Below are 12,988 nucleotides of genomic sequence, written 5' to 3'. Positions count from 1 at the left end.
TGGACCCGACCTCGGCGCTGCCGGCCGGTCGCGTCAACACGGCCTGGTTCGATGCGTCGACGCTCAACAGCTTCGGCCTCGGCGGTCTCAACATCAACACGGCCAACAAGATCTCGGTCACTGCGCCGCTGCAGTTCTCGTCCGGCGCGCAGGTCAAGCTGATCGCCCCGACCGTCGATATCGCGGCCGACATCATCGCGCGCTCCGGCAGCGTCACCGTCAGCAACATTCTCAATGCCGCGACCGGCACGTTTGCGCTGACAAACGCCGCAGGTGGGGCGTCGCTGACGCTGGAGTCCGGCGTCACCATCGATGCGCGCGGGCTCTGGGTCAATGCGCAGCTCGACCCGAACAGCGTCTCAGGTCTTGGCTTCCTCGACGGCGGCAACGTCACCTTCGATTCCACCGGTGACCTGACGCTCGCCGGCGGCAGCGCTATCGATGTCTCATCGGGCGGAGCCATTCTCGCCAACGGCAAGACCCGGGGCGGCAAGGGCGGCAACGTTACGCTGATCGCCGTTGATCCGGCCGGCGGCGGCACCGCCGTCAATGGAACGTTGACGCTCGGCAGCAGCATTCGTGCGGCCGGCGTCAGCGGCGGCGGCACGCTGACGATCGCTACGCCGGGGACCGTGGTCATCAGCGATCAAGCAAGCCTGTTCGGCGGCACGCTGCTGGCCAACACGCCTGCGAAGGCGAACCTTGTTCTGGCGCAGCCGCTAACCATTCCCGCCGGCCAGCCGCTGCCGATGCCGTACAGCGTCGTGCTGACGCAGGTCCCCCTTGATACGCCATTGCCAGGCGGCGTTGTACCGGGCGATCAACGCACCGACGGCAGCGGACAGTTCGGCGTCACCGTGCAAAAGGACTGGGTCGTCCCGGCAGGCATGTCGGCCAATGATAATACGACCATTCCCATCACAAACTACACTGCTGGCCAGACGATTCCGGCGGGCTCGAACATTTCCGGTTTCGGTGGCGCCTTCCCGGTCGGCTATGTCGTTCCGTCGGGGACATTTTCGAACAGCATCAGAACCCCAGCCTTCACCTACACGACACCTGCCGGGAGCGTGCAGTCGACGGCCACCACGTATGCGGCCGGCGCTGTAATACCAGCCGGAACCACACTGAATGTGACCGTCGCGGTCCAGCAGCCGACGGTGCTCTCGCCGAGGTTCTTTGCATCCGGTTTCGCGAACTACGACATCAACGGCGGGACGGGGACGCTGGTGACGAATGGGACGGCCGTTGCGCCGACCATGCCGGTCTACCGGTTCACGGCGAGCAGCTATGCCGCGCGGACCGGTGCCGGTCCGGCAGCGGCACTGTCGCTGTGGCAGCCGCCGCTGTTCACCGAGAACCCGCTGAACGCGACGCTGACGCAGCGGGCCGGCGCCAGCGTAACGCTGCATTCATTGATCAAGGGCGGCCTGGAGCACGGTGGTGGTCCGATCGTGATCGGCGACGGTGCTTCGATCACGGTCGATCCCGGTCAGAGCATCAAGCTCGATGCCTATAATCGGATCACGATGGACGGCCGGCTGACCGCGCATGGCGGCAGCATCACGCTGATCAACGAGTCCGACAATTCACTGGGGGCCTCGCGCAACTTCGACGCGTACGGCCAGGGCCGTGCCTTGTCGCTGTGGATCGGCGCAAATGCCGCGGTCGACGTGTCGGGCGCGGCTTACACGGCCACTGACACCACGGGACGGACGTATGGCACCGTCACCGATGGCGGCAGCATCAACCTGGGTGGCGCAACCGGCTTCGTGATCGTCCGGCCCGGCGCCGAACTCAACGCCGACGGCGCCCGCATCACCGTCAACTCCGCTGCCGGCATGTCGCCAAATGCGGCCGGCAGCGCGCAGACGCTCGTCAGCAATGGCGGCTCCATCGCACTCAGCTCATCGAGCGGCCTCTATCTCGATGGCAATATCCACGCCGCGGCCGGCGGTGCGGGCGCGGCGGGCGGCAGCCTGTCGATCTCGCTGCTCAGCGCCGTCTTTCCCGCCGACGGCTCCTTCGTGCCGGCAAATGCACTCGTACCCAGTACGATCATCGTGACCCAGACGCAGCAAGCGCTGCTGCCTGTCGACATCGCGCCGGGGACCGATGCTTCGAAGCTGCCATTCGGCCAGGCCGTGGTCAGTGCCGACATGGTCAAGGCCGGCGGCTTCGGCAATCTGTCGCTGAGTTCGGGCGACTACATGCAGTTCTCGGGCAATGTGTCGCTCGCGCTCGGCCAAAGCATTACGCTCACGGCCGCTGCATTCACGTCGGGGCCCGCCGTGCCGGGCCTGCCGGTCCCCGTCGGCTCGCCCAGCAAGCCCGATCCTTCCGCGCCGGTTCCGACCGGCGATGTCCTGCTGTCGGCGCCCTATGTCCTGCTGCGCGAACCGGCGGCAACGACCGCCGGATTCATCGGCAATCCGGGCGCGGCCGGCGTTCCGAGCCGAGCGAGCTTCGAGGTCGATGCCAACCAGATCGACGTCCAGGGGCTGATCCTGTTCTCGGCATCCTCGCCGAACAGCATGTATGCGCCCGGCTTTGCCGATATCAGGTTTGTGAGCAAGGGCGACATCCGTTTCCTCGCCACCGGCGAGGGGCAGACGACGAGGCTCTCGACCGACTGGAATCTCGATCTCATCGCCGCCCAGCTCTATCCGGCCACGGGCGTTGTCGCGGTCGTCACCGCCGGGCAGAACAATTTTACGGCTGCGCAGTCCGGTCAGCCGCCCACGCTGACCGTCGGCCGCAGTACCGATACTGTACCGGACGCACCGCTGTCTGTGTTCGGCAGCCTCGCGCTGGCCGCGCCTGTTGTCGAGCAGGGCGGCATCGTCCGCGCGCCGTTCGGCGCCATCGTGCTGGGCAATAACAATCCTTTCGACAACCGCATTCCGACGCAACGGGTCGACGTGCTGCCGGGTAGCCTGACCTCCGTCTCAATGGCGGGCATGTCCATTCCTTATGGCGGCACCATCGATGGCGTCACCTACAGCTACAACGGGGCGAGTGTTCGTCCAAAAGGACTGACCAACCTGACCTCGGACGGCTGGCCGATGTCCGGCATCATGCTGGATGGTCAATCCATCAACGTTCAGGGCGGCGCCACGCTCGATCTCTCCGGCGGAGGCAACCTGACCGGTGCGGGCTTCATCTCGGGCCGCGGCGGCTCGGTCAACGTGCTCAACACGCCGCTGATCAACGCCAACCCGGCGACGCCTGTCAGCAAGGCAAGCGACAAGGTCTACGCCATCCTGCCCGGCTACGCGTCCGGTTATGCGCCCGTCGCGCCCGAGAACGGCGCCGGCGATCCCGCGATCGGCCAGCAGATCACCATTCCGGCCGGCGTGCCGGGCCTGCCTGCCGGCACCTACACGCTGCTGCCGTCGAACTACGCGCTGCTGCCCGGGGCCTATCGCGTCGAACTCGGGGCGGCCACGCGCACGCCGATCAACGGCACGGTTGCGATCGGCAACGGCACATACGCGATCTCCGCCTACACGGGCGTTGCCAACACCGGGATCAGCAGCTCGCTTGCGTCACAGGCGCTGATTACGGCTGGAACAGCGGTGCGCAAGTACTCGCAATACAATGAGCAGAGCTACAGCGACTTCCTGATCGCAAATACGACGCAATTCGGCGGCGTGCGGTCGCTGCTGCCTGCGGACGGCAAGACGCTGGTCGTCGCGTTCGAGATGCCATCGACGACGCCGGCTGCAGAGGCATTGTCGTTCGAGGGGACCGCATTGTTCCAACCCGGCCAAGGCGGCTTTGCAGGCCAGCTGGTCACACGCGGCGTCGGTGAGATCTACGCCGATGCTCCGACCGCGGGCTTGGCCGGCGTATCGGTCCGCGCAGCAGACCTGGATGCGATCGGCGCACCGAGGTTGATCGTCAACGGTTACGACGGCATCGTCAACGGCACGGTGACCTATATCGGCGGGAGCGACATCTTCATCCGCGACGGCGTTACGCTGACGGCAAGTGAAGTGTTCCTGGTCGGCGGCAACATCACGATCGGCAACAACGTGACGCTCAGCACCATTGGGCAAGGGCCGGCGCCGTTCGACTCCACCTCCCTCGGCATGAGCTACACCACAGCCAGCGGCACCACGGTGCTGGCGCTGTCAAACGGCAACCTCAACTTTCTCGGGTCGAACGGAGGTTCCGGTTCGATCACGATCGGTGCCAACTCGCAGCTCTATTCCGAAGGCACGCTGGTGTTCGCCACCAACGGCGCTTCGAGCATCGATCCGTCAGCGCATTTCGGATCGCGCAATATTACGCTCGCGGTCGGCAGCATCAATATCGGCGACAGCGGCACGATTGCCGCGGCCGGCGCGCCGGCCGGCTTCCTTTTCAATCAGGCCCTGTTCGACACGCTCGTGCACGGCGACCCCACCCATGCCGCGCCGGCGCTGGAGAGGATCACGCTGAGCGCCGCGAGTTCCGTCAACCTGTTCGGTTCGGCCGGACTCGACGCCACCGGCACCGGCATCAATCTCGTGCTGAATACGCCGGCGATCTATGGCTACGGGAGCGCCGGCGACACCGCGACGATCTCCGCGGGCAAGATCACCTGGAACGGCATCGCCGGCGCGACCCCGCCGGCGCTCGGGGCAGGTGGGCTTGGGAGCGGCCTCGGCACGCTCAATCTCGTCGCGAGCGAGATCGACCTCAGCAAGTTCGCCTCGCTGGATACGACGGCTCCGAGCCGCGTCATCTATGGCTTCGGCAACGTCAATTTCACCGCCAGCTCGCAGATCGTCTCCGCCGGCAACAGTTCGCTATACGTCTACCAGGCGCCGAGCACGGCGGCCGGCGCGGTGTTCGGCCAGAGCGGCACCGGCGGCAACCTGACGCTGTCGACGCCGCTGCTGACCGGCATGCAGAAGTCGATCATGAATTACACCGCCGGCGGCGCGCTTGATATCACCGTGCCCGCGGGGCTCGCGCCGAGCGCGGCGACCTCCACGATCTCCGGCGCCGAGATCGACCTGACCGGCGACAGCGTCGCGATCGCCAGCACCGTCCTGTTGCCGAGCGGCAAGCTGGTGGTGAACGCGACCAACAACATCACGCTCGGAAGCGGTAGCCGCATCGACCTCTCCGGCCAGCCCTCGACGATCCAGCGCGCAACAGTCTACGGCTTCGGTGGCACCGCGATCTTCAGCAGCGGCCACGGCGGATTCACGCAGGCGGCAGGCTCCGTGATCGATGTGTCCGCCACCAACGCCAATGCCGGGTCGATCAGCGTCAGCGCCCGCAGCGGAACGGTCTCGTTCGGCGGTCGCCTCGTCGGCAGTGCCACAGGCAGCAACACCAGCGGTGATTTCAGTGTCACCGCCGCGAACATGAGCAGCGTCGACTTCGCCGCTCTCAATGCTCTCCTGACCCAAGGCGGCTTGTTCGACGCCCGCAGCTTTGACATCAGGACCGGTGACCTCGTGATCGGTGACGGCGTCAAGGCGCACAGCGTGACCGTGTCGGTCGACGGCGGCGGCCTGACTGTCGCCGGTACGATCGATGCCAGCGGCGCCGCACCCGGCACGATCCGCCTTTCGGCTGGCAACGGCCTCACGCTCGCATCGAGCGCCGTGCTCGACGTCTCCGGCACGGTGTTGCAAACCGATAGCTACGGCCAGCCGATCGAGGCCAAGAATCGCGGACATATCGAGTTGACCGCGGCCGGCGGCACGCTGACGCTGACGTCGGGCGCAACCCTGAATCTCGCGGTGCCGGATCCCAGCGGCATCGCTTATGGCGATGTCGTGCTGAACGCACCGCGCGTCGACGAGACATCCGGTAACATCGCGATCAGCGCCACGGGTCCGCTCACCATCAAGGGCGCCTACAGCATCGCGCTGAATGCGTTCTGGACCTACGACCTGCCGGGTGCCAGCACGATCACGCAAGCGACGCTCGATGGTTACAACACGGCGAGCACGGCCTTCATCAACGCCGCGCTCGGCGATGCGCGCCTGTCGGCGAACTTCGCCGGCCTGTCCGCCTATGGCAATGCTTTCCATCTGCGCCCAGGCGTCGAGATCACCTCCAGTGGCGATCTCTCGACGTCAGGCGACATCGACCTCTCGGAATACCGCTACGGACCGCGTGCGGATACCAACAAGGCGTCGGCGACTTATGGTGCCGGCGAGCCGATGGCTCTCGTGGTCCGCGCAGCCGGCAACCTCACGATCAATGGAAGCATATCGGACGGCTTCCAGATGGCGAGCGATGCTCCGGCGCTCTATTCTCCGGTTGCCAACATCACCGTGAGTTCTGCCTTCAGGGTCGTCAAGACAAACTATCTGTTGAGCATTGGTCAGACCGTGCAAACGAGCGCCGCCTGGACCGTTCCAAAGAACTGGGGACTGCTGCTCCCCTTCTATCCGAGAGACCTGAGCGGCCATCGCTATGCTCCCGGGCAAACCATTCCGGCCGGAACTATTCTTAACCTTGTGGTCATTCCGGTCACCGAGGCAGCCTCCGTTGGCGGCGTATTCGCCGCGCCAACGGGGCCAGCGATCCCGGCCGCAACCAGCGGTACGTTGCCTTGGTCCGCCATGTTGGCGAGCGGCTCGCAATCGGCATCGCTGCGCCTGACGGCCGGCGCCGACCTCTCCGCCGCCGATCAGCGCGCGCTGCAACCGGCTCGCGCACTCAATGGCGGGGGCAATCTGACGCTCAACGATCCCGCCTACAGCGACTCCGCCAATGGCAGCTTCTTCAGCGTGGTTCGCACCGGCACCGGCAGCCTCGAGCTGCTCGCCGCCGGCAGCTTCAGCGAAGCAACCCCGTATGGCGTTTATACTGCCGGCACGCAGGCCGCCCCGATTCTGGTCAACGGCAGCAATCCCTATGATCTGGTGGGCGCGATACGAAGCGGTGTCACGCATGCCTGGTATCCGGAGCATGGCGGCGATCTGCTGCTCGTGGCGCAGCAGGATGTCACGGGTTACATCGCGACCGGTCCAGTACAGGGCACGTCCCGCTATGTCGACTCGGATCGGGTCGGCAACTGGCTGCAAACCCAGGGCGGCGGCGGGTTGTCGCCAGATCCGACCGCGTGGTGGATCAACTTCGGCACCTTTGTCAAAGCCGACCAGAGCGCATCCGGCGCCTCGCTCGTCGGCTTCCAGGGAATCGGCACGCTCGGTGGCGGCAACCTGACGGTGATCGCGGGCCGCAATGCCGGCGCGTCGGACGGCAGCGGGTCAAATACCTCGACCGGGCTCGATCTTGCGGTCGCTTCGACCGGGCGGCTGCTGCCGAACGGCACGCTGCTGCAGACCGGCGGCGGCGACCTGACGCTGAGCGTCGGAGGCATTCTCAACCCCATGAATGCGCTCACTGCGTCGGGGGCCCTGGCGTCCGACTATTTCGGTTCGGTCGCCGATCTGCGCGGCAACATCACCGTTCGTGCCGGGGCGGTCGGAGACGTCGCGCAAAATGTAAGGAGCAGTGGCGTCTCGTCGGTCGATCCACGCACGCTCGATCCATCCACATTCAAGGATTCGATGAAAACGCCGGGCCCGACATTCACGCCGGGCGACGGCAGCGTCAGCGTCACAACACGCGGAGACCTCGTGATCAGCGGGGCGAGCGACGCCGGCATGGCGGCGTCGGTCAATTTCAATGGCGGCCCTTATACCCGGGTCAACGGCAACGGAACGACCACGCTGATGAGTTCGGCCGGGCGGACCAATTTCACGCTGTGGACGTCGGCCACTGCAATCAACCTTTATGCGGCGGGCGGCGACGTGGCGCCATTGGCGGGAGACACCACCGGCAGGCAGAACGCCAACGGCTTCTACCCGGGAACGCTGATCGTTGCAGCCGCCAACGGCGATATCCGCTTTGGCGGGGTTCCCTCGATCGAGATGACGCCGTCGCAATACGGCCAGCTCGAATTGCTCGCGGCTGGGTCGATCTACGGGCAGGGCCAGGTGCTGTCGATGTCGGGCGCCGACATGAGCTCGCTGGCGACGCCACTCCATCCGGTGCTCTACATTGGCTCGGCAAACACCAACGCGTCGCCGTACGCCGCCTACCGCACCAACAATTTCAATGCGATCGCCTTCGGCGAAGATACGCCTGCCGCCAATCTGCATCAGGGGGATACCCAGCCCGCGCTGGTCTATGCCGGCGTCGATATCGACGATCTTGGCCTCGGTACGACACTGACCATGATCCGCAGTGGCTCCAGCGGCTTCAATCCCCTCCATCGCACCTGGTATCTCGCGGCCAAGCCGTTCGAAGTCATCGCCGGCCGCGATATCGTCGGCCTCGGTGCTGTGCCGAACGTGTTCTTCAACACCGGCCCGACCAGCGTTTCGCTGATGCAGGCCGGGCGCGACATCATCTACCAGTCGGTCAACGTGGTTGGTCCGGGCCAGTTTCAGATCCAGGCCGGCCGTAACCTGTACCAGGGCTACTATGGTTCGCTGACCAGCGTCGGTGATGTGGTCAACCCTGCCAACAACGCGGGCGGCGCCGGCATCACGGTGCTGACCGGCGTCGGCTCCAACGGCCCCGATTATGCAGATTTCGCCAGGCGCTATTTCGACCCTGCCAATCAACTGGCAGGCGACGGCACGCCGCTTGCCGGCAGCGGCAAGGTGGTGCACGCGTATGATCAGGAGTTGTTGACGTGGCTGCAAAAGCGCTACGGCTACACCGGAAGCGCGGCCGACGCGCTCGCCTATTTCCTGGCGCTGCCGAGCGAGCAGCAGGGCGTGTTCGTCCGCCAGGTCTTCTATGAAGAGCTGACCCTTGGCGGCCGCGAGTACAACGATACGACCGGGCCGCGTTACAAGAGCTATCTGCGTGGCCGCGAGGCAATCACGATGCTGTTTCCGGACCAGGATGCGAACGGCAGGCCGCTCACTTACGCAGGCGGGCTTACGATGTTCAGCGGCTTCGCGAAGGACGCTTCCAACAATCCGTATCAGGCCGATACCGGCATCCACACCCAGTACGGTGGCGCGATCCAGGTCCTCAATCCGGGCGGGCAAACCATCCTCGGCGTGGAAGGCCTCGCGCCGGGCGCAGGTTCCGGCCTGATCACGCAGGGGCGCAACAGCCCGATCGATATCTATTCGCTCGGCAGCATCCTGCTCGGCCAGAGCCGCATCATGACGACCTTCGGCGGTAACATTCTCGCATGGTCCGCCACCGGTGACATCAACGCCGGCCGCGGCTCGAAAACCACAACGATCTTCACGCCGCCGCTGCTGAGCTATGACATCTACGGCAACGTCACGCTTGCGCCCGCTGTGCCTTCGAGCGGTGCCGGCATTGCCGCACTCGCGACCATCCCGGGCACGCCGCCAAGCGACGTCGACCTGGTCGCGCCGCTCGGCACCATCGATGCGGGCGAGGCCGGCATCCGCGTCTCGGGCAATGTCAACCTCGCGGCGCTGCAGGTGGTCAACGCCGCCAACATCCAGGTGCAGGGCACCTCGACCGGCATTCCGACCGTGCAGGGACCGCCGGTGGCCGCGCTGACGGCGGCGTCAAACACGACTGCCGCCAGCCAGCAGGCCGCGGCGCCGCCGCCGAAGACCAATGACCAGCCGTCGATCATCATCGTCGAGGTCATGGGCTATGGCGGTGGTGACGGAAGCCCGTCGCAGGAGCCGTCGGAGCAGCCGCGCAAGCCGCGCGACAAGCAGACCTACAATGAGAACAGCGCGTTCCAGGTCATCGGGCTCGGCGATACGCCGGCCTCGTCCGGCAGGTGATGCGCGCGGATGAGCGACGTCCGGGAGAGCGATCGCGATCTCCCGGAATCGCCAGCGCGGCGCGCGTAGACCCGGGATGGCGATCGGCGATTACTTGACCGTCAGGTGCACGTCCGGCACCGGCCGGCCGGGGACCCATCCCAACGCAAACCGCTGGCCAGCGACGATCTCATTCCTTGAGAGCTTCAATGCGACGGCATCGCGGAACCGCAGATAGGCATCGCGCTGCCGCCCGCCGGTGCGGGCCGCCGCCAGATTGAGCCATTTGTAGGCCAGCACGTAGTCGTTCGGAACGCCGTGACCCTTGTCGTACATCAGGCCGAGCATGGCTTGCGCGAACGGGTCGCCCTGCACGGCGCCGCGATAGTAGAGGTCGGCGGCGGCATCATAAGCCTGCGGGACGCCGAAGCCGTGCTCGTACATGAAGCCGAGCATGCCGAGGGCCCTTGGGTTGTCGCGGTCGGCGGCCGGCGCGAGCTCCCGGGACGCCCTGAGATAATCGCCGCGATGGAAGGCGGCCGTTCCGCGCGCGACACTGTCGGCGCTCGCGACGGACGCGGTCATGCCCCAAAGCGCGACCGCAAGCGAAGCGCAGAGGGCGGTCCGTTGCGCGCGCACGCGGCGCATCGTGCGGCCCGGCTCAGTGGTAGGCGGTGGTGATCGGCGCATTGGTCGATGTCGTTGCGATGTTGCCGCGCAATTTCGATCGCAGCTCCTCGGCCACGATCTGGGCGTCGGAACCGTTGCGGATGATCTGCGGGCGGATGAAGATGATCAGCTCGGTGCGTTGGGTCGCGTTGCTCTGATGCCCGAAGGCGTCGCCGAGGCCGGGAATCTGGTCAAGCACGGGGAGCGCATTGCGGTTGCCGCTCTGCTGTTCGCTGATCAGGCCCGCCAACAGCACGGTCTGGCCATTGGCGACCGCGATCTGGCTCTTGACCCTCCGTTCCGATACCGTCGGGGTCAGGCTGTTCGCACTGGTCTGCGGAACGTTGCTGATCTCCTGCTCGACATCGAGCCGCACGGTGCCGTTCACGCTGACGCGCGGCGAGACCCGCAGGATGATGCCGGTGTTGCGATAGTCGATGGTGTTGACCACCGTGTTGCTCCCGGTCAGCACCGTCGCGCTGCCGGTCGACACCGGGACGACGTCGCCGACCTGCAGCGTGGCGACCTGGTTGTTGATCACGACCAGCGACGGATTGGAGAGCACCTTGACGCTGGTGACGGCATGCAGCGCGTCCAGGATGAGGCTCGGCTGCGTCTCGGATCCGATCAGGAAGTTGAAGCCCGGGAAGGCGCGGTTGATGAAGGCATTGGTGACCGAGCCTGCGACGGAGGCGACCCCGGTGGTCGCGTCCGTGGTGGTCGCGGGCGCCGTGATGGCTTGGGTGCCCGTGAACGAGCCGACGTTCGGCTTCAGGCCGAGGTTTCTGCTGGTGAGATAGGTCTGCACACCATAGGACAAAGTGTTGTTGAGCGTGACCTCGGCGATCGTCGCATCGATCGCGACCTGGAGCTGCGGCTCGTCGATCTGCTGCAGCGTCGCCTCGATGATGCGGTAGTTGGCCTGATCGGCATAGATCAGCAGATTGTTGTTCACGACATCGGGCGTGATCCGCACGTCCTGCATGACGGGCTGGCCGTTGCCGGAGCCAGAGCTAGCGCCGCGTCCGCTATCCAGCGCTGCATTGTTGCCCTGGCCTTGATTTTGATTGTTCGCTTGGCCGCCGGCGCCGAATCCCTGGCCGAGGCCCTGGCCCGTTGCGCCCGTCCCTGACGTGCCGCGCGAGGCAAAGCTGTTCGAGTTCGAGCCCAAATTGCCGTTCGCCGACAGACGATCGGCGACGCTCGACGTCGACGAGGTGCCGGAGCCGGGCGCGAGCTGGCTGTCGGCGCTGTCGAGCAAATTGCCGGACGATCCGCCGAGGAACATGTCGGTCAGAACCCGCGCGATCTGGCGCGCATCGCCGTATTTGACGCGGTAGACATGGACCGAGGTGCGCGCGGTGTCGTTGCGGTCGAGCCGCTTGATCCAGGTCGCTGCCGTGTGCAGCATGTCCGGCTTCTTGGTCACCACCAGCACGGCGTTGAGGCGTGCGATCGGCATGAACTTGATGACGTTCTGGCTGAGGCCGTTCTCGCCGGAATCGACGATCTTCTCCAGCTCCGCAATGACGGGCGCGGGCGAGCCGCTCGAGATCGGGAAGATGCCGACCGATTGGCCGCGCATCCAGTCGACGTCGAAGCTGAGCACGGTATCGACTGCGGTGCGGCGCTCGGCGCCGGTGCCCTGGATCAGGAGCAGATTGCGCGTCGTGTCGGCGCGGATCGAGCCCGCCCGGGTGGCGAAGCTGTCGGTCAGCTTCAGCAGGGTCTGGGCCGACACATATTGCAGGGGGACCACCGAGATGCCGAATCCGGGTTCGGGATTGGCCGCCGCAGCATCGACGCGACCGCCGCCGACGGCGTCGCCGAGCGGCGTCAGGCGATAGCCCGCGGTATCTTTCAGCAGCACCACGCCGCTCAGGCGAAGCGCGTTTTCCAGCACGAAGACCATGTCGGATTTCGGCACCGGGCGGACCGACACCAGGCTCACCGTGCCCTGCACCCGCGGATCGATGGTGTATCCGACATGCAGGATGTCGCCGAGCACGACCTTGGCGACGGTCGCAACCGGCGTGCTCTCGAAATTCAGATCGAAGCCGTTGCCGTTCGAGGCTGGCTGCGGCCGTGCGTCGGCGACCCCCGTTACTTCGCTTCCCTCATACATCGCCGCGCGGACGCTGCCGCCCTGGCTGCCGCCCGCCGCCGCCAGCCCGCTCACCGGTTGCGGCTGGCGCGGCAAGAGATCAAGCGATCGCACCTTGTCGGTGACGTCGACTTGGGACGCGTCCACGCTCTCGCCGACCGTCGCGGAATTGCAGGACGCCAGCAACCCCAGTGACGTCAGGGCAAAAATGGCTGCCAGGCCGCCACGGATCGTCGGGCAGCGGCCCACTGTGCCTACGCGTTGCATGAAGGCCCTTCGCTCTGACTAACTGAAATTTCGACGGCGCGCGACGATCGGTCCTACCCCGGTGGGACTCTTAGCGATCGAACATGACAGAAATAAATTGGTTACATGATTGTCGTTCGCGACCTGCCCATCGCATCGCATCGAATCTGTGCCGCCGTGTCCACGATGCCACGTCAAGGTTTCTTGAGCGAGGCGAACGATGTGACTTCGCACA

At 65.7% G+C, this 12,988-nt stretch carries 3 protein-coding genes; 1 reads left to right on the top strand and 2 read right to left on the bottom strand.

What is annotated here, in order from left to right; genetic code table 11:
- Positions 1 to 9,755, top strand: a 9,755-nt coding sequence (locus tag Q0030_RS38625; RefSeq protein ID WP_298379794.1) for a filamentous haemagglutinin family protein, incomplete at its 5' end; no start/stop codon positions are given.
- A 90-nt stretch (positions 9,756 to 9,845) separates the two neighbouring features.
- On the opposite strand, the gene Q0030_RS38620 is transcribed toward Q0030_RS38625, so the two are convergent.
- Together Q0030_RS38620 and gspD are read right to left on the bottom strand one after the other, a co-directional pair.
- Positions 9,846 to 10,319 carry a tetratricopeptide repeat protein gene (locus Q0030_RS38620; protein ID WP_298379797.1) on the bottom strand — a complete coding sequence of 158 codons (474 nt, stop codon included), beginning with the start codon at positions 10,317 to 10,319 and terminating at the stop codon, positions 9,846 to 9,848.
- 76 nt (positions 10,320 to 10,395) lie between these two features.
- Positions 10,396 to 12,774 carry a type II secretion system secretin GspD gene (gene gspD, locus Q0030_RS38615; RefSeq protein ID WP_298379790.1) on the bottom strand — a complete coding sequence of 793 codons (2,379 nt, stop codon included), beginning with the start codon at positions 12,772 to 12,774 and terminating at the stop codon, positions 10,396 to 10,398.
- Positions 12,775 to 12,988 lie beyond the last annotated feature (214 nt).

The organism is uncultured Bradyrhizobium sp., assembly GCF_947648125.1.
In the GTDB taxonomy this organism is placed as follows: Bacteria; Pseudomonadota; Alphaproteobacteria; order Rhizobiales; family Xanthobacteraceae; genus Bradyrhizobium.
This window is presented reverse-complemented; position numbering and strand designations above follow the sequence as displayed.

Excerpts from the sequence above, each read along its gene's own strand:
- Q0030_RS38620 (WP_298379797.1), bottom strand. The coding sequence starts at position 10,319 with ATGACCGCGTCCGTCGCGAGCGCCGACAGTGTCGCGCGCGGAACGGCC.
- gspD (WP_298379790.1), bottom strand. The coding sequence starts at position 12,774 with ATGCAACGCGTAGGCACAGTGGGCCGCTGCCCGACGATCCGTGGCGGC.